Annotated in this window: 23 protein-coding genes and 1 pseudogene; 14 read left to right on the forward strand and 10 right to left on the reverse strand. The window is 51.7% G+C overall.

Annotation, left to right across the window (positions count from 1 at the left end):
* The 11 genes from atpA (at position 1) to phoU (ending at position 13307) form a co-directional block, all read left to right on the forward strand.
* On the forward strand, positions 1 to 1542 hold the full coding sequence (gene atpA / locus SK39_RS11550; protein ID WP_003023802.1) for a F0F1 ATP synthase subunit alpha: 1542 nt from the start codon (positions 1 to 3) through the stop codon (positions 1540 to 1542).
* A gap of 50 nt (positions 1543 to 1592) precedes the next feature.
* Positions 1593 to 2456 carry a F0F1 ATP synthase subunit gamma gene (gene atpG, locus SK39_RS11555; protein WP_003023804.1) on the forward strand — a complete coding sequence of 288 codons (864 nt, stop codon included), beginning with the start codon at positions 1593 to 1595 and terminating at the stop codon, positions 2454 to 2456.
* 26 nt (positions 2457 to 2482) lie between these two features.
* A complete protein-coding gene (gene atpD / locus SK39_RS11560; protein ID WP_003023806.1) occupies positions 2483 to 3865 on the forward strand; it encodes a F0F1 ATP synthase subunit beta in 1383 nt (460 codons plus the stop codon).
* Positions 3866 to 3885: 20 nt separating this feature from the next.
* Positions 3886 to 4305: a F0F1 ATP synthase subunit epsilon gene (locus SK39_RS11565; RefSeq protein WP_003023809.1), complete on the forward strand. Its 420-nt coding sequence runs from the start codon at positions 3886 to 3888 to the stop codon at positions 4303 to 4305.
* 648 nt (positions 4306 to 4953) lie between these two features.
* A complete protein-coding gene (glmU, locus tag SK39_RS11570; RefSeq protein WP_048217016.1) occupies positions 4954 to 6324 on the forward strand; it encodes a bifunctional UDP-N-acetylglucosamine diphosphorylase/glucosamine-1-phosphate N-acetyltransferase GlmU in 1371 nt (456 codons plus the stop codon).
* A 224-nt stretch (positions 6325 to 6548) separates the two neighbouring features.
* The gene (glmS, locus tag SK39_RS11575; protein WP_003023813.1) at positions 6549 to 8378 is read left to right on the forward strand and encodes a glutamine--fructose-6-phosphate transaminase (isomerizing); all 1830 of its coding nucleotides are present in this window, start codon (positions 6549 to 6551) and stop codon (positions 8376 to 8378) included.
* Positions 8379 to 8712: 334 nt separating this feature from the next.
* Positions 8713 to 9753 (forward strand): phosphate ABC transporter substrate-binding protein PstS, encoded by a 1041-nt coding sequence (gene pstS, locus SK39_RS11580; protein ID WP_003023814.1) that lies wholly within the window; start codon positions 8713 to 8715, stop codon positions 9751 to 9753.
* Positions 9754 to 9897: 144 nt separating this feature from the next.
* Entirely contained in the window at positions 9898 to 10857 is a 960-nt protein-coding gene (pstC, locus tag SK39_RS11585) for a phosphate ABC transporter permease PstC (protein WP_003023817.1), read from the forward strand.
* Positions 10857 to 11747: a phosphate ABC transporter permease PstA gene (gene pstA, locus SK39_RS11590; RefSeq protein ID WP_003023819.1), complete on the forward strand. Its 891-nt coding sequence runs from the start codon at positions 10857 to 10859 to the stop codon at positions 11745 to 11747. Before pstC ends, pstA begins: the two co-directional genes overlap by 1 nt.
* 46 nt (positions 11748 to 11793) lie before the next feature.
* On the forward strand, positions 11794 to 12567 hold the full coding sequence (pstB, locus tag SK39_RS11595; protein WP_003023821.1) for a phosphate ABC transporter ATP-binding protein PstB: 774 nt from the start codon (positions 11794 to 11796) through the stop codon (positions 12565 to 12567).
* 14 nt (positions 12568 to 12581) lie between these two features.
* Positions 12582 to 13307 (forward strand): phosphate signaling complex protein PhoU, encoded by a 726-nt coding sequence (gene phoU / locus SK39_RS11600; protein WP_003023824.1) that lies wholly within the window; start codon positions 12582 to 12584, stop codon positions 13305 to 13307.
* Positions 13308 to 13391: 84 nt separating this feature from the next.
* On the opposite strand, the gene yieH is transcribed toward phoU, so the two are convergent.
* Positions 13392 to 14057: a 6-phosphogluconate phosphatase gene (gene yieH, locus SK39_RS11605; RefSeq protein ID WP_016151219.1), complete on the reverse strand. Its 666-nt coding sequence runs from the start codon at positions 14055 to 14057 to the stop codon at positions 13392 to 13394.
* A gap of 167 nt (positions 14058 to 14224) precedes the next feature.
* Here yieH and adeP point away from each other — a divergent pair, with 167 nt between their 5' ends.
* On the forward strand, positions 14225 to 15562 hold the full coding sequence (adeP, locus tag SK39_RS11610) for an adenine permease AdeP (RefSeq protein WP_003840586.1): 1338 nt from the start codon (positions 14225 to 14227) through the stop codon (positions 15560 to 15562).
* A 54-nt stretch (positions 15563 to 15616) separates the two neighbouring features.
* Here the strand turns inward: adeP and SK39_RS11615 are convergent, their stop codons facing one another.
* The 4 genes from SK39_RS11615 to SK39_RS11630 form a co-directional block, all read right to left on the reverse strand.
* Entirely contained in the window at positions 15617 to 16183 is a 567-nt protein-coding gene (locus tag SK39_RS11615) for an NADPH-dependent FMN reductase (RefSeq protein WP_003023832.1), read from the reverse strand.
* A gap of 30 nt (positions 16184 to 16213) precedes the next feature.
* Positions 16214 to 16960, reverse strand: coding sequence for a 4'-phosphopantetheinyl transferase family protein (locus SK39_RS11620; RefSeq protein WP_048217017.1), 747 nt, complete (start codon positions 16958 to 16960; stop codon positions 16214 to 16216).
* A 166-nt stretch (positions 16961 to 17126) separates the two neighbouring features.
* The gene (gene yidZ / locus SK39_RS11625) at positions 17127 to 18086 is read right to left on the reverse strand and encodes an HTH-type transcriptional regulator YidZ (protein WP_048217018.1); all 960 of its coding nucleotides are present in this window, start codon (positions 18084 to 18086) and stop codon (positions 17127 to 17129) included.
* A complete protein-coding gene (locus SK39_RS11630; protein WP_048217019.1) occupies positions 18067 to 19236 on the reverse strand; it encodes an MFS transporter in 1170 nt (389 codons plus the stop codon). Before SK39_RS11630 ends, yidZ begins: the two co-directional genes overlap by 20 nt.
* Positions 19237 to 19814: 578 nt before the next feature.
* Between SK39_RS11630 and SK39_RS27835 the strand changes: the two are divergent.
* Both SK39_RS27835 and SK39_RS11640 read left to right on the forward strand, forming a co-directional pair.
* A pseudogene (locus tag SK39_RS27835) lies at positions 19815 to 19934 on the forward strand (ash family protein); the annotation flags it as partial.
* Between the two features lie 83 nt (positions 19935 to 20017).
* Positions 20018 to 20221, forward strand: coding sequence for a hypothetical protein (locus SK39_RS11640; RefSeq protein WP_047065768.1), 204 nt, complete (start codon positions 20018 to 20020; stop codon positions 20219 to 20221).
* A gap of 55 nt (positions 20222 to 20276) precedes the next feature.
* Here the strand turns inward: SK39_RS11640 and SK39_RS11645 are convergent, their stop codons facing one another.
* The 5 genes from SK39_RS11645 to SK39_RS11665 all read right to left on the reverse strand — a co-directional run bounded on the left by SK39_RS11645 (position 20277) and on the right by SK39_RS11665 (position 24653).
* The gene (locus SK39_RS11645; RefSeq protein ID WP_048217021.1) at positions 20277 to 20864 is read right to left on the reverse strand and encodes a hypothetical protein; all 588 of its coding nucleotides are present in this window, start codon (positions 20862 to 20864) and stop codon (positions 20277 to 20279) included.
* 4 nt (positions 20865 to 20868) lie between these two features.
* The gene (locus SK39_RS11650) at positions 20869 to 21255 is read right to left on the reverse strand and encodes a hypothetical protein (protein WP_048217022.1); all 387 of its coding nucleotides are present in this window, start codon (positions 21253 to 21255) and stop codon (positions 20869 to 20871) included.
* A gap of 487 nt (positions 21256 to 21742) precedes the next feature.
* Positions 21743 to 22795, reverse strand: coding sequence for a helicase RepA family protein (locus SK39_RS11655; RefSeq protein ID WP_048217023.1), 1053 nt, complete (start codon positions 22793 to 22795; stop codon positions 21743 to 21745).
* Positions 22796 to 22797: 2 nt separating this feature from the next.
* Positions 22798 to 23643: a toprim domain-containing protein gene (locus tag SK39_RS11660; protein ID WP_231592894.1), complete on the reverse strand. Its 846-nt coding sequence runs from the start codon at positions 23641 to 23643 to the stop codon at positions 22798 to 22800.
* 134 nt (positions 23644 to 23777) lie between these two features.
* On the reverse strand, positions 23778 to 24653 hold the full coding sequence (locus SK39_RS11665; RefSeq protein WP_048217025.1) for an integrase domain-containing protein: 876 nt from the start codon (positions 24651 to 24653) through the stop codon (positions 23778 to 23780).
* Positions 24654 to 24955: the final 302 nt, after the last annotated feature.

The raw sequence follows: 24955 nt of genomic DNA on the forward strand, positions 1-24955 counted from the left end.
ATGCAACTGAATTCCACCGAAATCAGCGAACTGATCAAGCAGCGCATTGCTCAGTTCAATGTTGTGAGCGAAGCTCACAACGAAGGTACTATTGTTTCTGTAAGTGACGGTGTTATCCGCATTCACGGCCTGGCCGATTGTATGCAGGGTGAGATGATTTCCCTGCCGGGTAACCGTTACGCTATCGCACTGAACCTGGAGCGCGACTCCGTAGGTGCAGTTGTGATGGGTCCATACGCTGACCTCGCCGAAGGCATGAAGGTTAAGTGTACGGGTCGTATTCTGGAAGTTCCGGTTGGCCGTGGCCTGCTGGGTCGTGTGGTGAACACTCTGGGTTCCCCGATTGACGGTAAAGGTCCGGTTGATAACGATGGCTTCTCGCCAATCGAAGTTATCGCACCGGGCGTAATCGAACGTCAGTCCGTCGACCAGCCAGTACAGACCGGTTATAAATCTGTTGATGCCATGATCCCAATCGGTCGTGGCCAGCGTGAGCTGATCATCGGTGACCGTCAGACAGGTAAAACCGCGATGGCAATCGATGCCATCATCAACCAGCGTGATTCCGGCATCAAATGTGTGTACGTGGCTATCGGCCAGAAAGCGTCCACCATTTCTAACGTGGTTCGTAAACTGGAAGAACACGGCGCACTGTCCAACACCATCGTTGTTGTGGCGACCGCGTCTGAATCTGCTGCACTGCAATACCTGGCACCATATGCCGGTTGCGCAATGGGCGAATACTTCCGTGACCGCGGTGAAGATGCACTGATCGTTTACGATGACCTGTCTAAACAGGCTGTTGCTTACCGTCAGGTTTCCCTGTTGCTGCGTCGTCCACCAGGACGTGAAGCATTCCCGGGCGACGTATTTTACCTCCACTCCCGTCTGCTGGAACGCGCATCCCGCGTAAACGCGGAATACGTTGAGAAGTTCACCAATGGTGAAGTTAAAGGTAAAACCGGCTCCCTGACCGCTCTGCCGATTATCGAAACCCAGGCGGGTGACGTTTCTGCGTTCGTTCCGACCAACGTAATTTCTATTACCGATGGTCAGATCTTCCTGGAAACCAACCTGTTTAACTCCGGTATTCGTCCGGCAGTTAACCCGGGTATCTCCGTATCTCGTGTTGGTGGTGCAGCGCAGACCAAGATCATCAAGAAACTGTCCGGTGGTATTCGTACCGCGCTGGCGCAGTATCGTGAACTGGCAGCGTTTTCTCAGTTCGCTTCCGACCTGGATGAAGCTACTCGTAAGCAGCTGAGCCACGGTCAGAAAGTAACTGAATTGCTGAAGCAGAAACAGTATGCGCCAATGTCTGTTGCACAGCAGGGTGTGGTGCTGTTCGCGGCTGAACGCGGTTACCTCGAAGATGTGGAACTGGCGAAAATCGGTAGCTTCGAAGCCGCTCTGCTGGCTTACGTTGACCGTGACCACGCTCCGCTGATGCAAGAGATCAACCAGTCCGGTGGCTATAACGATGAAATCGAAGGCAAGCTGAAAGCTATCCTCGATTCCTTCAAGGCAACCCAGTCCTGGTAACGTCTGGCGGTCTGCTTTAGGGTGGACCGCAAGGCATTGAGGAGAAGCTCATGGCCGGCGCAAAAGAGATACGTAGTAAGATCGCAAGCGTCCAGAACACGCAGAAGATCACTAAAGCGATGGAGATGGTCGCCGCTTCCAAAATGCGTAAATCGCAGGATCGCATGGCGGCCAGCCGTCCTTATGCAGAGACCATGCGCAAAGTGATTGGTCACCTTGCGAATGGTAATCTGGAATATAAGCACCCTTACCTGGAAGAACGCGACGTTAAACGCGTGGGCTACCTGGTGGTGTCGACCGACCGTGGTCTGTGCGGTGGCTTGAACATTAACCTGTTCAAAAAGCTGCTGGCGGATATGAAAACATGGTCCGATAAAGGCGTTCAGTGCGATATCGCAATGATCGGCTCTAAGGGCGTGTCTTTCTTTAACTCCGTTGGCGGTAATGTGATTGCTCAGGTAACCGGTATGGGGGATAACCCTTCCCTGTCCGAACTGATCGGTCCGGTTAAAGTGATGCTGCAGGCCTACGATGAAGGTCGCCTGGACAGACTGTACGTTGTCAGCAACAAATTTATTAACACCATGTCTCAGACGCCAACCATCACCCAACTGCTGCCTCTGCCGGCATCAGATGATGATGAATTGAAGCGTAAATCCTGGGATTACCTGTATGAGCCAGACCCGAAAGCGCTGCTGGATACCCTGCTGCGTCGTTATGTCGAGTCTCAGGTTTATCAGGGCGTGGTAGAAAACCTGGCCAGCGAGCAGGCCGCACGTATGGTGGCGATGAAAGCCGCGACCGACAATGGCGGCAGCCTGATTAAAGAGCTGCAGTTGGTATACAACAAAGCTCGTCAGGCCAGCATTACTCAGGAACTCACCGAAATCGTCGGTGGTGCATCCGCGGTATAACCAGGTTAATTCGTAGAGGATTCAAGATGGCTACTGGAAAAATTGTCCAGGTAATCGGCGCCGTGGTTGACGTCGAATTCCCTCAGGATGCCGTACCGCGCGTGTACGATGCTCTTGAGGTTATGAATGGTAAAGAGAGCCTGGTGCTGGAAGTTCAGCAGCAGCTCGGCGGCGGTATCGTACGTACCATCGCAATGGGTTCTTCTGACGGTCTGCGTCGTGGTCTGGAAGTTAAAGACCTCGAGCACCCGATCGAAGTCCCGGTAGGTAAAGCAACGCTGGGTCGTATCATGAACGTTCTGGGTCACCCGATCGACATGAAAGGCGATATCGGTGAAGAAGAGCGTTGGGCTATCCACCGTGCAGCACCTTCCTACGAAGAGCTGTCAAGCTCTCAGGAACTGCTGGAAACCGGTATCAAAGTTATCGACCTGATGTGTCCGTTCGCTAAGGGCGGTAAAGTTGGTCTGTTCGGTGGTGCGGGTGTAGGTAAAACCGTAAACATGATGGAGCTGATCCGTAACATCGCGATCGAACACTCCGGTTACTCCGTGTTTGCGGGCGTAGGTGAACGTACTCGTGAGGGTAACGACTTCTACCACGAAATGACCGACTCCAACGTTCTGGACAAAGTATCCCTGGTATATGGCCAGATGAACGAGCCGCCGGGAAACCGTCTGCGTGTTGCGCTGACCGGTCTGACCATGGCTGAGAAGTTCCGTGACGAAGGTCGTGACGTTCTGCTGTTCGTTGATAACATCTATCGTTACACCCTGGCCGGTACAGAAGTATCTGCACTGCTGGGTCGTATGCCATCAGCGGTAGGCTACCAGCCGACCCTGGCGGAAGAGATGGGTGTTCTGCAGGAACGTATCACCTCCACCAAAACCGGTTCTATCACCTCCGTTCAGGCGGTATACGTACCAGCGGATGACTTGACTGACCCATCCCCAGCAACCACCTTTGCTCACTTGGATGCAACCGTGGTACTGAGCCGTCAGATCGCATCTCTGGGTATCTACCCGGCAGTTGACCCGCTGGACTCCACCAGCCGTCAGCTGGATCCGCTGGTTGTTGGTCAGGAACACTACGACACCGCGCGTGGCGTACAGTCCCTGCTGCAGCGTTATCAGGAACTGAAAGACATCATCGCCATCCTGGGTATGGATGAACTGTCTGAAGAAGATAAACTGGTGGTAGCACGCGCACGTAAGATTCAGCGCTTCCTGTCCCAGCCGTTCTTCGTTGCGGAAGTATTCACCGGTTCTCCGGGCAAATACGTTTCCCTGAAAGACACCATCCGTGGCTTTAAAGGCATCATGGAAGGCGAATACGACCACCTGCCAGAGCAGGCGTTCTACATGGTTGGTTCTATCGACGAAGCCGTGGAAAAAGCCAAAAAACTTTAACGCCTTAATCGGAGGGTGATATGGCAATGACTTACCACCTGGACGTCGTCAGCGCAGAGCAACAAATGTTCTCTGGTCTGGTCGAGAAAATCCAGGTAACGGGTAGTGAAGGTGAACTGGGTATTTTCCCGGGTCACGCACCGCTGCTCACCGCCATTAAGCCTGGTATGATCCGCATCGTTAAACAGTTCGGTCATGAAGAGTTTATCTACCTGTCCGGCGGCATTCTCGAAGTGCAGCCTGGCAGCGTGACCGTTCTGGCTGATACCGCGATTCGCGGACAGGATCTCGATGAAGCGAGAGCCCTGGAAGCGAAGCGTAAGGCTGAAGAGCACATCAAGAGCTCTCATGGTGACGTGGATTACGCTCAGGCATCTGCGGAACTGGCCAAAGCGATCGCGAAACTGCGCGTTATCGAGTTGACCAAAAAAGCGATGTAACACCGGCTTGAAAAGCATAAAGGCCAGTCTGGTTTCCAGGCTGGCTTTTTTTTGCTTTTGCTGCAAGAACATTTAAATTGAAAGCTGTTTTGTGATTTAGATCATAAAAATATTGATTGGCTAAAAAATGCGGCGTAGACTCTTTTTATGTGATGTGTGTCACATAATAAAATCAGATAAAAAGAGATGCCAACATGAAATTACTCAATAAAATCATCGCCATGTTCAGCAATATGAGCTTTTAGACTTTACCTGCCTGTCCTGTGGCGCGATGCTTGATATGGTTTATCAGTCAGCGCCACTTGTTGTTATAAATCCCCTCCCCTACTCTTCTCCCTCAACTTTTTATTTCGCGTACGCATTTTCGGTTTCTCACTGAATCACATAAATAAAATCGGGCTTTGCATGTGTAACTCTTTATTCATGCGGTGAAAAAATAGCAAAAACATTAACCTAAGGCTTTAATAAGAGCAGCCCCCAGGTTTTTGGCAGACAAAAGATACTGATTTAGACGAAAATAGTGAGTTATCAGATGGGGAATTACCCCTGTTGAACGTTTTATCTTCGGTCCATTTCACGCTGAAAAAAATGTAGTATTTTCAATGTGAAACGGTATAAATTCGTTCTCAAATTACAGTCAGGATGTGTATGTTGAATAATGCTATGAGCGTCGTGATCCTTGCCGCAGGCAAAGGCACGCGTATGTATTCCGATCTCCCTAAAGTGCTGCATACCCTCGCAGGAAAACCGATGGTTCAGCATGTCATTGATGCTGCTAATGAATTAGGTGCGACTCACGTACATCTGGTCTACGGGCACGGTGGTGATTTGCTCAAGCAGACGCTGAAAGATGGCAATCTGAACTGGGTTCTGCAGGCGGAACAGTTGGGTACCGGCCATGCAATGCAGCAGGCGGCGCCATTCTTTGGTGATGATGAAGACATTTTAATGCTCTATGGCGATGTGCCGCTGATCTCTACCGATACCTTACGTCGCCTGCGTGAAGCCAAACCGCAGGGCGGGATTGGCTTGCTAACGGTAAAACTTGATGACCCAACCGGTTATGGCCGAATTACCCGCGATAACGGCAATGTCACGGGTATCGTTGAGCATAAAGATGCCACCGACGAGCAGCGTCAAATCCAGGAAATAAACACTGGTATCCTGATTGCCAACGGTGCTGACATGAAGCGTTGGCTGTCTAAACTGACCAACAACAACGTGCAGGGTGAATACTACATCACCGATATCATCGCGATGGCGTATCAGGAAGGACGTGAAATTGCTGCAGTACATCCGGCACGCATTAGCGAAACTGAAGGGGTGAATAACCGTCTTCAGCTATCCCGTCTGGAACGTGTTTATCAGTCCGAGCAGGCAGAAAAACTGCTGCTGGCAGGCGTGATGCTGCGCGATCCGGCACGTTTTGATCTTCGCGGTACGCTTATTCATGGGCGCGATGTTGAAATTGATACTAACGTTATCATTGAAGGTAACGTAACCGTTGGGGATCGCGTCAAGATTGGCGCCGGCTGCATCATCAAAAACAGCGTGATTGGTGAGGGTTGCGAGCTTAGTCCATATAGTGTGGTGGAAGATGCGCATCTGGAAGCCGCTTGCACCATTGGTCCATTCGCACGTCTGCGCCCGGGTGCTGAGCTGCAGGAAGGCGCGCACGTGGGTAACTTTGTCGAAATGAAAAAAGCGCGTCTGGGTAAAGGCTCCAAAGCCGGTCATTTGACCTACCTGGGTGATGCGGAAATTGGCGATAACGTGAACATCGGCGCGGGTACGATTACCTGCAATTACGATGGCGCCAATAAGTTTAAAACCATTATTGGTGATGATGTGTTTGTGGGTTCTGATACTCAGCTGGTGGCGCCTGTCACCGTGGGTAACGGTGCGACCATCGCCGCTGGAACCACCGTAACGCGTAATGTCGCCGATAACGAACTGGTATTAAGCCGTGTACCTCAGGTCCATAAACAGGGCTGGCAGCGTCCGGTGAAGAAGAAGTAAGTGATTTTTTCCGGATGGCGGCCTACGTGCGGTGACGTTCTGTAGGCCTGATAAGCGTAAGCGCCATCAGGCAGACAAGAGATGAGGGGATAACATAATCCTCCGCTCAACAAGCAGTACCATAAAAATAACCCCACTCTCTACAAGGCTCGGGGCGCCCGGAAAGGGCAAATACAGGTCAGCGACAACGACAGGCATAATGCCTAAATTCGGAATCAAAAAATATGTGTGGAATTGTTGGCGCTATCGCGCAGCGTGATGTAGCTGAAATCCTTCTCGAAGGTTTACGTCGTCTGGAATATCGTGGTTATGACTCTGCTGGTCTGGCCGTCGTCGATGCTGAAGGTAACATGACCCGTCTGCGTCGTCTGGGTAAAGTGCAGATGCTGACTGCTGCTGCGGAAGAACATCCGTTGCATGGTGGTACAGGTATCGCTCATACCCGTTGGGCGACACACGGTGAACCTTCAGAAGCGAACGCGCATCCTCATGTTTCTGAACACATTGTTGTGGTGCATAACGGCATCATTGAAAACCATGAACCACTGCGTGAGCTGTTGAAAACGCGTGGCTATACCTTTGTTTCTGAAACCGACACCGAAGTGATTGCTCACCTGGTGCACTGGGAACTGGAACAGGGTGGTACGCTGCGTGAAGCCGTGCTGCGTACTATTCCCCAACTACGTGGTGCCTACGGCACGGTGATCATGGATACCCGTAATCCGGAAACCCTGCTGGCGGCCCGTTCTGGTAGCCCGCTGGTGATTGGTCTGGGTATGGGCGAAAACTTCATCGCTTCCGATCAGCTGGCGCTGCTGCCGGTAACCCGTCGCTTCATCTTCCTGGAAGAGGGTGACATCGCGGAAGTGACTCGTCGTTCTGTCTCTATTTTCGACAAGTCTGGCGCAGAAGTGAAACGTCAGGATATCGAATCGAATCTGCAGTATGACGCGGGCGAAAAAGGTATTTATCGCCACTACATGCAGAAAGAGATCTACGAACAGCCGAACGCGATTAAAAATACGCTGACCGGGCGCATTAGCCACGGTGAAGTGGATTTAAGCGAGCTGGGGTCGCGTGCCAACGAGTTGCTGTCTCAGGTTGAGCATATCCAGATTATCGCCTGCGGTACGTCTTACAACTCCGGTATGGTGTCCCGCTACTGGTTTGAATCGCTGGCGGGTATTCCTTGTGATGTCGAAATCGCTTCCGAATTCCGCTATCGCAAATCCGCCGTGCGCCGTAACAGCCTGATGATTACCCTTTCTCAGTCTGGTGAAACGGCGGATACCCTGGCGGGCCTGCGCTTATCTAAAGAGTTGGGCTATCTGGGATCGCTGGCTATCTGTAACGTACCAGGATCTTCTCTGGTGCGCGAATCCGACCTGGCGATGATGACCAATGCCGGTACCGAAATCGGTGTGGCCTCCACGAAGGCATTTACCACTCAGCTGACCGTTCTGCTGATGCTGGTGGCGAAACTGTCCCGTCTGAAAGGCCTTGATGCGTCTATTGAGCAGGAGATCGTTCACGGTCTGCAGGCGCTGCCGAGTCGTATTGAGCAGATGTTGTCTCAGGACAAACGCATTGCCGCTCTGGCAGAAGGTTTCTCTGACAAACATCATGCGCTGTTCCTTGGCCGTGGCGATCAGTATCCAATTGCGCTGGAAGGCGCGCTGAAGCTGAAAGAGATCTCGTATATTCACGCTGAAGCTTATGCCGCAGGTGAACTGAAACACGGTCCGCTGGCGCTGATTGATGCCGATATGCCGGTTATCGTGGTTGCGCCGAACAACGAATTGTTGGAAAAACTGAAATCCAACATTGAAGAAGTTCGCGCCCGTGGCGGTCAGCTGTACGTCTTTGCTGACCAGGATGCTGGCTTTACCAGCAGCGAAAACATGCACATCATCGAGATGCCGCATGTGGAAGAGGTGATTGCACCGATCTTCTACACCGTTCCGCTGCAGCTGCTGGCGTATCATGTGGCACTGATTAAAGGCACCGACGTCGATCAGCCGCGTAACCTGGCGAAGTCAGTTACCGTAGAGTAATCCGTGCTTAACTGAACTGGAAATGCCCTGCTACAAGCGGGGCATTTTTTTAAACTTGTTCTGTTTTTAATCAATTATCCCGCCTGTTTTATGTGACAAACCGTCATCTTCAACTACTGTTTTCAGTGTCATAAAAAGAAAATTCTAACGAAATATTATTGTTATGATTGTGACTAACTTTTTGTTTTAAATGTATTTTTAGATAAAAAATTTCCCGTATTTTTCGTTGTCATAAAACTGTCATATTTCGTACATTTAACTGTCACCTGTTTGTCCTATTTTGCTCACAGTAGCAACTCAAACAACGATTTACGAAAACCGTGCAGGAGACATTATGAAAGTTATGCGTACCACTGTCGCAACTGTTGTCGCCGCGACCTTATCCATGAGCGCGTTCTCTGCGTTTGCAGCAGCGAGCCTGACAGGTGCAGGTGCAACCTTCCCTGCGCCAGTGTATGCCAAATGGGCAGATACCTATCAGAAAGAGACCGGTAGCAAAGTAAACTACCAGGGTATCGGCTCCTCCGGTGGTGTAAAACAAATTACGGCCAATACCGTTGATTTCGGCGCTTCTGATGCACCGCTGTCTGACGAAAAACTGGCGCAAGAAGGTCTGTTCCAGTTCCCGACCGTGATCGGTGGCGTAGTGCTGGCTGTGAATATCCCGGGCCTGAAATCCGGCGAGCTGGTGCTGGACGGTAAAACGCTGGGTGACATCTACCTCGGTAAAATTAAAAAGTGGGATGATGAAGCCATCACCAAACTGAACCCGGGTCTGAAGCTGCCTTCACAGAATATCGCCGTTGTGCGTCGCGCTGACGGTTCCGGTACTTCCTTCGTTTTCACCAGCTACCTGGCAAAAGTAAACGAAGAGTGGAAATCTAAAATTGGCTCCGGCTCTACTGTGAACTGGCCGACCGGTCTGGGCGGTAAAGGTAACGACGGTATCGCTGCGTTCGTACAGCGTCTGCCGGGTTCTATCGGTTACGTTGAGTACGCTTACGCTAAGCAGAACAACCTGGCGTACACCAAGCTGGTCTCTGCTGATGGCAAACCGGTAAGCCCGACAGAAGAGAGCTTTGCTAACGCCGCAAAAGGCGCTGACTGGAGCAAAACTTTCGCTCAGGATCTGACTAACCAGAAAGGTGACGACGCGTGGCCAATCACTTCCACCACCTTCATCCTGGTCCATAAAGAGTCGAAGAAACCAGAGCAGAGCGCAGAAGTGCTGAAGTTCTTCGACTGGGCGTACAAAAATGGCGGTAAACAGGCTAACGACCTGGATTACGCCAGCCTGCCGGACAGCGTGGTTGAGCAGGTTCGTGCTGCATGGAAGACCAACGTGAAAGACAGCAGCGGTAAAGCGCTGTACTAATAGAATATCTTTAACGAGTTGGCGGATGGCGCTACGCTTATCCGCCCTACGGTTTCGACTGTAGGCCCGCTTTGTAGGCCGGATAAGCGTAGCGCCATCCGGCATGGGCAACTTCGTAAACGCGTTTAACTTAAAGAGTGATTTATGGCTGCAACCAAGCCTGCTTTTAACCCACCGGGTAAAAAGGGTGACATGATCTTCAGCGCGCTGGTAAGACTGGCTGCGCTGATTGTGCTATTGATGTTGGGTGGCATTATTGTCTCTCTGGTTATCTCCTCCTGGCCAAGCATTCAGAAATTTGGTTTCTCCTTTCTGTGGACCAAAGACTGGGATGCGCCGAACGATATCTACGGTGCTTTAGTACCGATTTACGGTACGCTGGTTACCTCACTTATTGCACTGCTGATTGCCGTTCCGGTGAGTTTCGGCATTGCGCTGTTCCTGACTGAACTTGCACCTGGCTGGCTGCGTCGCCCGCTGGGCATCGCTATTGAACTGCTGGCGGCAATTCCGAGTATCGTGTACGGCATGTGGGGGCTGTTTATCTTTGCCCCGCTGTTTGCGACTTATTTCCAGGAGCCGGTCGGAAACATCCTTTCCAACATTCCGTTTGTTGGCGCACTGTTCTCCGGCCCGGCTTTTGGTATCGGTATTCTGGCGGCTGGCGTGATCCTCGCCATCATGATCATCCCGTACATTGCGGCGGTTATGCGTGATGTGTTCGAACAAACGCCGGTACTGATGAAAGAGTCAGCCTACGGCATCGGCTGTACCACCTGGGAAGTTATCTGGCGCATCGTCCTGCCGTTCACCAAAAATGGCGTGATCGGCGGCGTGATGCTGGGTCTGGGGCGTGCGCTGGGTGAAACCATGGCGGTGACCTTTATCATCGGTAACACCTACCAGCTCGACAGTGCCTCGCTGTACATGCCGGGCAACAGTATTACCTCTGCGCTGGCGAATGAATTTGCCGAAGCGGAATCTGGGCTGCACGTTGCAGCGTTGATGGAGCTGGGTCTGATTCTGTTTGTGATCACCTTCATCGTGCTGGCTGCGTCTAAGTTCATGATCATGCGCCTTGCGAAGAACGAGGGGGCACGCTAATGGCTACGCTTGAAATGCAAAACACCGCTCAGCTTGCGGAATCCCGCCGTAAAATGCAGGCGCGTCGTCGTCTGAAAAACCGCATCGCGCTGACGCTCTCTATGGCGACCATGGCGTTCGGTCTGTTCTGGCTCATTTGGATCCTGATGTCCACGATCACCCGCGGTATTGACGGTATGTCGCTGGCGCTGTTCACCGAAATGACGCCGCCGCCGAATACTGCGGGTGGTGGTCTGGCGAACGCCCTGGCCGGTAGCGGTCTGTTGATTCTGTGGGCGACCGTGTTTGGTACCCCGCTCGGCATTATGGCGGGTATCTACCTGGCGGAGTATGGGCGTAAGTCCTGGCTGGCTGAGGTCATCCGCTTTATCAATGACATTCTGCTTTCTGCGCCATCCATCGTGGTCGGTCTGTTCGTTTACACCATCGTGGTAGCAAAAATGGAGCATTTCTCCGGCTGGGCGGGCGTGATCGCGCTGGCGCTGCTGCAGGTGCCTATTGTTATTCGTACCACAGAGAACATGCTCAAGCTGGTGCCAGATAGCCTGCGTGAAGCCGCCTATGCACTGGGTACGCCGAAATGGAAGATGATTTCTGCGATCACCCTGAAGGCGTCTGTCTCGGGCATCATTACAGGTGTTCTGTTAGCAATTGCTCGTATCGCAGGTGAAACGGCTCCGCTGCTGTTTACGTCGCTCTCCAACCAGTTCTGGAGCACCGACATGATGCAGCCTATCGCCAACCTGCCGGTCACTATCTTTAAGTTTGCGATGAGCCCGTTTGCTGAGTGGCAGCAACTGGCCTGGGCCGGGGTACTGATTATTACCCTGTGCGTACTGCTGCTGAACATTCTGGCGCGCGTCATTTTCGCGAAGAAGAAACACGGTTAATTTTTACGGCGTGGCTGATGCGGCGCCGGATGAGGAAAAGATTGAAATGAGTATGGTTGATACTGCCCCAGGTAAAATTCAGGTTCGTGATTTGAACTTCTACTATGGCAAATTCCATGCCCTGAAGAACATCAACCTGGATATTGCTAAAAACCAGGTAACGGCGTTTATCGGGCCTTCTGGCTGTGGTAAATCGACGCTGCTGCGTACGTTCAACAAAATGTTTGAACTGTACCCGGAGCAACGTGCGGAAGGTGAAATTCTGCTGGATGGCGACAATATTCTCACCAATACCCAGGATATCGCTCTGCTGCGTGCCAAAGTAGGCATGGTATTCCAGAAGCCCACGCCGTTCCCGATGTCCATCTACGACAACATCGCTTTTGGCGTACGTCTGTTTGAGAAACTCTCGCGTGCGGATATGGACGAACGCGTGCAGTGGGCATTGACCAAGGCCGCATTGTGGAATGAAACCAAAGATAAATTACACCAGAGCGGGTACTCTCTCTCGGGTGGTCAGCAGCAGCGACTGTGTATTGCGCGTGGCATCGCCATTCGCCCGGAAGTGCTTCTGCTTGATGAGCCATGTTCAGCGCTCGACCCTATTTCTACCGGGCGTATCGAAGAGCTGATCACTGAGCTGAAAGAGGATTACACCGTCGTTATCGTTACCCACAACATGCAGCAGGCTGCGCGTTGTTCCGATCACACGGCATTTATGTACCTGGGCGAGTTGATTGAGTTCAGTAACACGGACGATCTGTTCACCAAGCCCGCGAAGAAACAAACTGAAGATTACATCACCGGTCGTTACGGCTGATTCAGGAGCTTGTTGTGGATAACCTTAACCTTAATAAACATATTTCCGGCCAGTTCAATGCAGAGCTGGAAAGCATCCGTACCCAGGTGATGACCATGGGCGGCATGGTCGAGCAGCAGCTTTCTGATGCAATCACGGCGATGCACAACCAGGACAGCGAGCTGGCGAAGCGCGTCATTGAAGGCGATAAGAACGTCAACATGATGGAGGTGGCGATCGACGAAGCCTGCGTGCGTATCATCGCCAAGCGTCAACCGACAGCGAGCGACCTGCGTCTGGTGATGGCGATTATCAAAACCATCGCTGAGCTGGAACGTATTGGTGACGTGGCAGATAAAATTTGCCGCACCGCGCTGGAGAAGTTCTCGCAACAGCACCAGCCGCTGCTGGTAAGTCTGGAGTCGCTGGGTCGTCACACTGTGCAGATGCTGCACGACGTGTTGGATGCGTTTGCGCGTATGGATCTCGACGAAGCGGTACGTATTTATCGCGAAGATAAGAAAGTCGACCAGGAGTATGAAGGCATCGTGCGTCAGCTGATGACTTATATGATGGAAGACCCACGTACCATTCCAAGCGTGCTGACCGCGCTGTTCTGCGCACGTTCCATCGAACGTATCGGTGACCGCTGCCAGAATATCTGCGAATACATCTTCTATTTCGTGAAGGGACAAGACTTCCGTCACGTGGGCGGCGATGAGCTGGATAAGCTGCTGGCGGGCAAAGATCCTAAAGAGTGATAAAAACGTAGAAAGTAGGCCGGATAAGCGTTAGCGCCATCCGGCAATTGCCCGGTGGCGCAAGCTTACCGGGCCTACAAAAAATTACCGGGTAATATCCCAACCCCGCGCCTTCCACAATTCCGGCAACTGTGTCAGATCGGTAAAGGTCGTGACTTTTGGATGATCGATCGGTTTGTTATGCGGATCGGCGCAGAAGTAGAACACTTCCATCCCCGCCGCAATCCCCGCCTGCGCGCCTGCGCTGGAATCATCAACCAGAATGCAGTTCTCAACATTAACGTCCATTGCTTTTGCCGCATGGAACATTAGGGCCGGATCGGGCTTCCAGCGTTGGATATCGTAGCCGCTGAACAGTAAATCAGGAAAATGGTGCAACATGCCCAGCTTACCCAGCGAATGCTGCATTTTGCTGACCGGACCGTTAGACACCACGCACATTGGCACAGCCATGCTGTCCAGCAGCGTGTTCGCACCAGCAATGACTTCCAGCTCGGTATCGAACAGACGTGCGACCTCAGCGCGGTAAACCGGTTCTAAATCGGCTTTTGCCAGTTCGACACCGTGCTCTTCGTTGATAATGTCGATGATCTCGTACAGCTTTACCCCCTTGAAGCGTTTGAAAATTTCTTCAAGATCGAGCGTAATGCCAAACGCCTGGAACATGCTGACATACGCGCGAGAACAAATCACTTCACTGTCGACAAGGGTACCGTCACAGTCAAAAAATACGGCTTCTATCTGGGACATGTCATTTCCGTTTTAACAAGTTTAACGTTTTCGTAATGCATTATTGGGCGACGCAATCGTTGCCGTATAAGCAAAATCAATGAAAAAAGTTGCTCATAACCCAACCCTATTGTCGCATTTTGGTATAGGATAGCGACGAATTTTCCCTCCTTGTTCGGAAATTGATAATGAGTCAACAACACACAACCCAGGCTTCTGGCCAGGGGATGCTGGAACGCGTGTTCAAACTGCGCGAACATGGCACGACGGCACGGACCGAAGTGATCGCCGGTTTAACCACCTTCCTGACGATGGTGTATATCGTTTTTGTTAACCCGCAAATTCTTGGCGTGGCTGGCATGGATACCAGCGCCGTCTTTGTTACCACCTGCCTTATTGCTGCCTTTGGTAGCATCCTGATGGGGCTATTTGCTAACCTGCCGGTCGCACTTGCGCCTGCTATGGGCCTGAATGCATTTTTCGCTTTCGTGGTCGTCGGCGCGATGGGCCTGTCATGGCAGATCGGTATGGGGGCTATCTTCTGGGGCGCGGTAGGTCTGCTGCTGCTGACCATTTTCCGCGTACGTTACTGGATGATTGCCAATATCCCGGTGAGCCTGCGAGTGGGGATCACCAGTGGTATCGGTCTGTTCATCGGCATGATGGGGCTGAAAAACGCAGGTGTTATCGTCGCCAACAAAGACACGCTGGTGTCTATCGGTAACCTGACGTCCCACAGCGTACTTCTCGGTATTCTGGGCTTCTTTATCATCGCGATTCTGGCGTCACGTAATATTCATGCGGCGGTGCTGATTTCCATCATTGTAACCACGCTGCTGGGCTGGATGCTGGGCGATGTCCATTACAACGGTATCGTTTCTGCGCCGCCGAGCGTGATGTCCGTTATCGGACATGTCGATCTGGCCGGTTCGTTTAACATTGGCCTGGCGGGGGTGATTTTCTCGTTCATGCTGGTCAACCTGTTTGACTCCTCCGGTACGCTGATTGGCGTGACGGATAAAGCCGGTCTGGCGGACGCGAAGGGCAAGTTCCCACGCATGAAGCAGGCGCTGTATGTGGATAGCGTGTCGTCGGTTACCGGGGCGTTTATCGGGACTTCTTCCGTTACCGCCTATATTGAATCCTCTTCCGGGGTGTCGGTTGGTGGCCGTACCGGCCTGACTGCAGTCGTCGTTGGCCTGCTGTTCCTGCTGGTTATCTTCCTGTCGCCGCTGGCGGGAATGGTACCGGGCTATGCAGCAGCAGGTGCGCTGATTTACGTTGGTGTCCTGATGACATCAAGCCTGTCGCGCGTGAAGTGGGAAGACCTGACTGAAGCGGTTCCGGCGTTTATTACCGCCGTGATGATGCCGTTTAGCTTCTCAATTACCGAAGGTATTGCGCTGGGCTTTATCTCTTACTGCGTGATGAAAATCGGTACTGGACGTTTCCGCGATCTCAGCCCGTGCGTCATCGTTGTCGCGCTGCTGTTTGTGCTGAAGATTGTGTTTATCGACGCGCACTAAAATATCGGTCTGGACAACTGCCCGCCAGGCATCGTTGCTGGCGGGCTTTTTCTTTTAGGCTTTCACGCGTTGGATGTAGTCGCCAAATGCGGTCAACTGGCCGGTCAGATGGTCCAGCGTGCTTTGGTCAATCACTTCACCCGTCTGCGGATCCACCTTGTTTTGAATGACCCCGCCCATAAATTCCGGCTTGTTCATTACCATGGCGTCGAGGAACACCAGGATTTGACGCAGATGGTACTGGCAGCGCGCGCCGCCAATGGCACCCATGGAGCTGGTCTGGATCAGCACCGGTTTGCCGGATAATGGCTGATCGGGCAGGCGAGACAGCCAGTCGATGGCGTTCTTCAGTCCGCCCGGAACAGAATAGTTATATTCAGGTGTGACGATGACGACACCGTCAGCCTTTCTGATTTGCTCAGCCAGTGCTTCTACGCTGGCCGGAAAACCTTCTTCCTGCTGGAGATCGGCATCGTACAGTGGGATATCACCAATCGACGGTAACGCGCTCACTTCCATTCCTGCGGGAGCAATCTTGGGCAGTGTACGGGCAACCATTCCATTAAACGAACCTTTGCGCAGACTTCCCAGTAACGTAACAACATTCAATGTTTCAGACATGGTGACTCCTGTTTCATCATAAAGGTTAAATCAAAGCGTATGGCTTTTCGCTGCGCATAATTGAGAGAACCGGATCAGACGACCCGTTGGCTCATTGGCGCGAGTCTGGATATCAGGCAAACTTTTCCAGTCCTGCTGACCATCAAACTCCCAAACCTTGAGTTTTTCAATGGCTGGCGAAACCGCAACCGACCACACCAGCACATCTTCCGCGTCGCAAATGGCTTCAATCTGCGCAACATGGGCACATTTCAGGCGTCCTGCGCCGGGTAAAAGCTGGAGTTCGCGCGGATCGTCATTGCATACATCGCCGGTGAGTTTGAGTACGCTCTGGCGCAATGTAATGAGCTGCGCGCGTGCTTCATTGGGGTCGTTTTGATTATTGATCCACAGGTTTTCGTTACTGGAGAAGCGCCACATTTCCGCTGAATTTGGATTGTTAAACCCGCGGGTTGCCCGCTGAAGTTCCATATCCAGGCCGCACGTTCCTTCAGTCGTTAGCACAACGCCGACGATATTCCCGGCATAAGAGATCGAAAATCCCGGTAGATTCTTATCGCGAAAAACGGGCTTACCTTTCGCCTCAGTAACAATCTCAGGCAACGTGCTGGTGCCGTAAAGCATGAACATCAGTTCGGCGAGAAGACTTCGGGAGGCCAGGAAACGTGTCCGGCGATGAGCGGGCAGATCTCTTGCTTCGATATGGCATGGAGAAGGGAGGCGAGCTGATACCAGGTGTCCCTCCGTAAGAATCCCTCTGGCAAAATGTGTCGCCATTTTTCGCTCCGTGATTAATGGTCCGTGATTATCACCAGAGTAACATTTACACGGCTTCCGGGCAGGCTTTGCTGCCCAAAAAGTAAGCGGAAATGGGATACATTACGCGATATTTACATTTCTGTTGCCTGAATGGTCGATTTTGAAACACCAAAATGACGGATCGTCAGGATATATCGCGATAAAGCGCCTTGATCGTGTCTTTTAGCCAGACGATCTTAGGATTGTGGCTGTTGCGTTTATGCCAAAGAAGAGTAAACGGTACGCGCATTTTTTCCAGTTGCGCCGTATCAAATGGCATCGGCCGCGCAACGAGTGGAAGCTGGTGGAGTTGGTTATAACGCTGGCAATAAACCGGTGCGGTGGCAATCAGCGCGTGATCCGGCTGCGCAGCCATAAACAGCGATTGTTCAAAACCAGGCAGACATAACGCGATATTGCGTGCGCGCCCCATTTCTTGCAGGACTTCATCCAGCGCCCAGGTATCGCTTTGCTCCCAGCTAATGCTGATGTGCGGATAGCGCAGAAAGGTGTCCAGATTCCACTCTTCCTGCAGTGCGGGATGATCTTCACGTAGCCAGACGCAGGGCAGATCGGAAAACAGCACTTCATGGTCGATCGACAATGGCAACAAACTCAGCAGTTCTCGCGAACGCGGATGACTTTCGCGTCCGGTAAAGCCAATATCCACTTCACCGCGAATAATGGCATCCAGCGAATCATAGTCCCAGTTGCGTATTTTGATCGTCGCCTGAGGATAGCGCTGGTAAATCTGCCGGGAGAGCGCGTTGAACATGATCATCACCAGCGGCGTTTCGGCCACCAGATCAAACTTCAGCCCGCGCGGCGATTCATGGTGCGGCTTATCGAGCAGCTGATTGCCCATCTGCATCCATTCAGCCAGGCTCTGCTCCATGTTGACCATCAGCGGCGTCGGCGATAGCCCCAGCGGGGTGTTCACAAACAAGGGATCGTCAAACCAGGCCCGCAGCTTCGACAGCGACTTACTGACCGCCGACGGAGTGACGTTCATCCGTTTAGCGGTTTTAGTGACGCTGCGTTCCTGCATCAACAACTGCAGGCAGAGCAATAAATTAAGATCGAGACTACTGAGGGATTTCTTCATGAGTTGGTGCGGACCGGTTAGGTGCAACAGTGATAATCAGCATGATACTCACTATGCTACAGCCAATCAGAATCCCGATCAGCATATTCAGCGCATCAAGGCCAAGAACAGCCGCCAGCCAAATCCACAGCGAGGAACCGCAAACCTGTGCAATACCTAATGCCGAGCTGGCGACGCCCGCGCGCAGCGAGAACGGTCCCAGCGCCTGGCTCATCGCAACACCGAAACCGACCGAGAATCCGGCGCAGATTAAGGTTAACCCGAACAACGTTACCGCGTGTGAAGTAGCAAGGGTTAACACCACGCCAGCACACAGAAACAGCACCTGCGAGGTCAGCATCATAACGCGAGGCTTAAACACGCTCAGGGCGAATGGCGTAGAGAAAGAGACCGCCATACTGATGCCAGCGGTCATGGCCATGGTAGTGGCGTACTCGCCGCGGTCGAAGCCCATCACTTCCATCAGCAGCACCGGAGACGTATTCACAAAGGTCAGGATCACCGACACGCTGAGGGTGGTAATGGCCAGACGGCTTAAGAAAAAGCGGTTTACCAGTGATTCGGTTGTGTGGTTCTTTTCCATCGTCGCCATAAGCGTTGCTGGGCGCGATTCTCGCAGGACAAACACCGACAGCAGGCAAACAGCCACACCCATTCCCATCATTGTGTAGAACAGGCTCTGCCACGGGTATTTGAGCATGATCAGATGCCCCATCACCGGAGCCAGCACCGGCACGATACAGGTAATACCGTTCAACAACGACAGTACCTTCGCCCGGCGACGATCGTCGAGCGTATCGCGCAGAATAGCGAAAGCCACCACATAGCAGCAGCCGGCGCCCACACCCTGAATAAAGCGGCCTACCAGGAACGGCGTACCGCTCTCGGCAAATGAACACAGCGCAGAGGCGAAAATAAAGATGAGTGCACCGACAATAGCGACTGGTTTACGTCCTGACTGGTCGGCAACTTTTCCGGCGAAAAGCATCGCCGTCGCCATTCCCGCCAGATAAACCGAAAACGCGATATGCAGTTGCGCCTCGCTGGCCTGTAGATCGGCCGCAATACGGGGCAGCCCCACCAGATACATATCAATACCGGCAGGATAAAGAAGAACCAGGGCGAAACTGCAGATTAGAAAGCGTGTCATAGCGACCTCATGAGAAATGTGGCGCTAAGCATACGGTCAGAGAGTCAACTGCACGAGTTGCCATTTGGACAACAGTGATTTCCGCATGGGAAATTGTTGTTGCCGGATGGCGGTGTAAACGCCTTATCCGGCCTACAGGGCCTGTAGGCCCGGCAAGCATGGCGCCACCGGGCAACACAACAATACAGAAGCTGGAAAATCGGGCTAACTCGTTAATCTATCAGCGATACGTTGCCTTGAAAACATGGCTATGGGCACATTCAAGGACACAAAAACCAAATAGCTGGTGGAACCACGGTTAAAACCATCACCCTATGAGGACTTAGGGGAGTTCAGCTTTTATTCAGATGTTCCCGTAATGGCAATAGCTTTTGCCAATGAATCGAGCCTCCTGAATAACTGAGCGGACGATTTTATGCAGCGCGCATAGCCCTCTGTTATGAGGCGATAAGCATAGTTTTTGCGTACTGACTTGCGCTATAGTCCCCACGTTGCGGCAAAACCGCAACCGGAATTGGCGTTCCGAATTATCACGAGTGTCGGTAGCGATGTTTGCAGTGCTACTGGCGCGGCCTGCGCTCGCCCCTTCAATGGTGGCTCAGGCAGGGGCTTCGAAAGAAGCGCCGGGTCGTGATAACCGGTACGCCAACCCTGTCTGGGTCACCACCAGTGAGCCTGGCGTCTCCGGTGGTGGCGTTAACCTGCTTATCACGAAGCGGAGCGCTGCGTATGTGTCCTGTCCCTGAATTTCCCATTGCACCAGCCTCCGCCGGAGGTGTCTATGAAAATCACCGTAGAACAACCCTCAGCCAGAGAATTGGTCGATCGCTCGCGAGTCCTGGTGCATGTGATGCTCGAGCATCCTGACGATATCGGCCCGAATTATGCGTTGCTTCTCATCCTTGCCGACCAGCTACAACTGTTAAGAGATGCTTTTGAAGAAGATGAGGTTAGGCGACTGAGGGATGAGAAACTGCCTGTATAGATAATAATAACGATTCACGGCATTATCATTTAATGATAATGCCGTGAATGAATGTTTAACTATTAGCTAGTCTATTATTTATTTCAGATATGGCATTTGTCATTCTTATTAAATCTTCTGTTATAAAAGGTTGTTCTGCATGGACTAGAGCATTCCGTGAACGTAAGCATTCCTCAAGGATAATTATATCATCCTCTGTTATTAAGGATGTTTCCAATAAGCTATATATTATTGATTTTATAGATACTTTATTGAAATCCATGTTTTTTTGTTCAAGTTTATTTTTTCCAATTCTTTCAAATCTTCCCCATTGAAATAAAAACTCCCCGATGGCATTAATATATCTATTTCGTTCAGTTTTTGTTTTATATTGCTGGCGGCGGAAAAATAAAATAACAAGTGAGATAAGTGATAGAGAAAATCCACTGCCAGAAACTAATAAAAGAATTCTTTCCTGCTGAGTTAGATCTATTTGGAATTTTATTATGATGAAATATACAAATGCTATTACACCGATAATACATCCGAATACGGCATAAATTAATAGTATTTGCTGTAGTTTACTGTATGAAGAGCTTCTTTCTCCAATTTCATATAAACTTTTTTCGAACGAGTTGTTAATTTTTGAAGAGTCGTCTTTCACGATATCACTCCATTATAGTTGAGATAGTGACAGAGATGATCGTAATAGCAACTACAACAATAAAAATCAACATATAAGTTTTATCTTGCAGTTTTGTTGCATCATAAATAATACCTACAAGTAAGGAAACAATAGCAGATATTACACGTAATACTTTTACACGTATTTTTTTCTTAGGCTGAATCAATCCTCTCCTAACAAAAACCGTTGCATCAGTTACCATCCCGCTTGTAATCTGTGGGTTTCCAGAGGAAGGATTGCGGGAAGATTCGATTCTGTTTGATTCTTTAATTAATTCATCGATGAAATCGGTTGCTGATTTTTTTAATTCATCTTTTGCTGGTTGGTTAAAACCTAATAGGTTTCTATCCTCTATATCTATCTGCATCATATTACCCAATAATGATAATTTATTGCATTTTAGCATCTTTATCGCAGTGAGTCATCATAGAGATTGTTTTTTAATTAAATACTCATCAGGGGCGGCTATTATTCTTTATAGTTGAAAATTATTAAATTAGTCTAACTTACTGTTAGTAATGTTAGTTAGAAGGATGGAATATATTAAGTTTTGTTTAGTGTAGTATTTTATATTTTTCTTTGCATAATGTTTGAAAGGAATGGAGTGAGACGGCTTAGAGACGAGAAATTACCTCAGTAATTCTTACAGCGACCACAGCATCAGGGACAGATGTTGTGGTTGATTCCCCCACCTGCTTTTTCCTGGCTGGCTCCCCATATTCTCTGAGGTGAATTCCATGTGCACAGCAATAGCGCGGGTCGGAAGGGCATCCCCCATCTTTCTCTGTTAAAGGTGAATAATGTGGGGGGAGTCGAGTACCTGCCAATGTATCCCCCACATATTCCGAGTTCCACTATCATTCCCCCGTATCCGGGAGCCGGATCTGTTCTCCATCGAGCACAATCAGTTGCTCGCGCAGCAGCTTCTCCAGCCAGCGCGAAAATTTCTTCTCGACGTTAATTCCCTTTGCGCGCAGATCGTCGCGCAAGAGCGCGCGAGTACAGGGCTTATTCTGGCTGATGCGTTGGTTAATACAGCGCCATAGCGCCGTATGGTTGCGGGTGATATGAGGAACACCGGGTGGTATGCCACTACTCAGTAAGTCATCGTCAGGTTGCCGGGGCTCGTCATTCAGCACCAGTGAGGTCACTGGTTCGCCATCGCTATCGGTATAGATAACAACTTCCTCAAGATCGTAGGCGGTGACCTCCGGCATCTCCGCATCTTTCATCTTTGTACAACTCAGGGTGATAGCGTTGCGACGTCCCTCGCGCCTGACATTAAACTCGGCATCCAGCGCGGCCTGAAAAGCACTTGAACCGCGTGCGCCCCGTTCTTGATCCTTACCCGAGTGATGAACGATCATAATTGCTGCGCGCGTATGATACCGAATGGCGTCGCAACCCTGGATGAATGCGCCCATATCCCGCGCGGTGTTTTCATCGGAGTTACCAAAACAGCGGGCCAGCGTATCGAGGATGATCAGCCGTACCGGCATTCCGGTCATGTTCTTAATGTCCTGCGTCGCCAGGATCACCTGTTCGATGCTTCCCGGAGCGGCTGGAAAGATCGGGCAGTCGACGCGAAACAGGTTATCGAGCGCCATCTCGTCATTAACGCTGAGTTCCCAGGCGCGGATCCGCCGCGATACACCGGTTCCTCCTTCTCCGGCGATAAACAGCACAGCCCCTTGATTGACTCGCCTTCCGCCCCATGACGTACCGCTGGCAATATGGCACGCCAGCGATACCGCCAGAAAGGATTTAAAAGAGCCTCCGGGGCCGTAAATACTGCACAGCGCCCCGGTGGGAATAAGTCCTTTAACCAGATAATCCTGACTGGTGTTAAACCCTTCCGAGCCCCGGCGCAGCGGAAGGGAGGTGGTAAGAGTACGGTCTGATGCTGTCATGACTACGACCTGAGATTTGCAGGAAGCTGCTGGTTAAACACAATCCGGGAAATGGATTCACCGTAGTGACGGTAAAATTCATCCCAGTCGCTCAATGTGGTGTCTGCAGGGAGAACCACACAGCCCTTCACTACTTCGGCAGCGGCGGTTGCATTCAGCAACCCGGTATTTTTTTCCTGACTGCAATCATTATCGCCAGCCAGGATAAGGTGGCATTCAGGCCACTGCGCCCGGAAAGCGATGGCCACATTTTTCAGGTTGTGCGCCGACAGGGCAGCAACGACCGGAAAATGATGAAGGCATGAGACCGCAAGTGCGGTTGCATATCCTTCGGTAATGATGATGCCTTCCGGTGGTTTGCTGCCCGGTACCCAGGGTTCCGGTCTACCGTTGCGGCTCGCCTGATGTACCGGGCAAAAACAATCCTTCAGATGGCTACCGGGCAGCAGGTACTTTTTCCCTCCAGGATGAATGAACTGTGCACCTGTCAGCTGCGCGCCTGTATTTCGAATTGGCAATACCAGCGTACCCGCCCCGAAATGCACGCCGCAGATTGTCCGGCTACTACGCTCAGTCAGAAGCCACTGGGCTCGTCGCCAGCCTCGCGTTGTCAGATACGGCGCTTCTCCGGATTCGCAATGACGAAGCAGCGTCTTAATACGCGATTCCATATTCAAAGCCTGTGATTTTTCCCTGGCTGGCGGAACCAGCGGTACAGGATCCATGTCCTGCACCATTCCGGCGGCCGCAACCAGTGCGCAACCGAAGAAGCGGGAAACCAGATCCAGTCCGTCACCTGCGCCGCACTGATTGCAGAACCATGTGCCGCGCCCCTCCAGATCATCCATCCTGAAGCGATCCTTACCCCCACAACAGGGACACGGGCCATGCCGATGATTTGGTGGAATGAAAATGCCAAGTTGTTCAAATATTTTCGGCCAGTTATTGCGTGCCCGATCGGAGACGGCAGAAACGTAATAGCTCATGATTGCCTCCCATACACCTGCTGGATGTAGCGCCCTCGACCATCGCCATGACCAAGATCCATCGCAACCATCGCCCTGGCTTCCTTTATACTCAGCCCCAGTCCCAGGTAGTGCGCCATCGCCTCCTGCGCCCATGAATAGCGCAGACTGTGTGGTGCATAGGGGCCAGTCAGCCCTGCGCGAACTGCGCTGGCACGCCAGTAATTCATTGCGGCGCGCAGATCGGGTTTATTGAGCAAACGTCCTCCGCGTTGTGTCATCAGGGGGATAGCCTGGTTCAGGATGCTGCGTAGCCTTTCAGGTTCGAGCACCACCGTCTGACGGGAACGTGATCCTTTGGTGCCAAAAACCACCTGCAATCGATTTTCTCCACGCTCTAACGCAGCGGCCCATGTCTTCAGAGACTGACAACACTGCACCGCTTCCTGTGAACGCAAACCCATTGCTCTGGCAAGCTCCAGCGTCAGAGCCAGCCCTTCATCCTTTTCATGAAAAGCAGACAGCGCCGACAACCAGCGTTCTGAGGTTAATGGCAGATGCGTTCCTGCCCGGCTGGCGTTACCCAGCCCGAGCGCTTTATTGCTGATGCGCTCCGATTGGGCAAATTTTTGACGTCCAGACTGAGCAAGGATGGTGCGCAGGGCAGCCATCTCGTTTTGTAGCGTGCGTGGTGTAATGCCTGCTTCCCGTCGCGCCATCACGTAGCTTTCTATATGTGACGATTTCAGATGCTGGAGATCCTGAATCTGGATATTCAGCTTGTGCAGATGCTGGCTTAAACGCCCGGCGATGCGGAGGCGATCATGGACTGTTTTAAAACTGCCGCCAGCCAGCAGGGCGAGTTTTTCCATGCGTTTTGTAAGTTTCGACATAGCTATTCTCCACTCAATTCTCCGACGCGCGGTTGGGCACAGCGTGCTGTGCTGAACGATACCGGTGCGCCGGAGAATGCGCGGATGAGGTATGACGGGGTACGGTGATGCACGAATGCAGCCGCCTGCTCAGGCAGGTATATCCCCACAGGTAAAATGACCTGTCCTCCGGTATCGGTTCGGTAGTGCTGGTTTCTCCTCCTGGTAAGTGAATTTCTGACATCTGTTTGAGTGTCAGCCTGTTTGTTGCAGTGGATTTGCAGGCAGTAGCTGGGTTGAAGCTGATCTGCGCGCTGGCGTCA

It is taken from the genome of Citrobacter sp. BIDMC107, from assembly GCF_001037575.1.
Classification (GTDB): domain Bacteria; phylum Pseudomonadota; class Gammaproteobacteria; order Enterobacterales; family Enterobacteriaceae; genus Citrobacter; species Citrobacter freundii.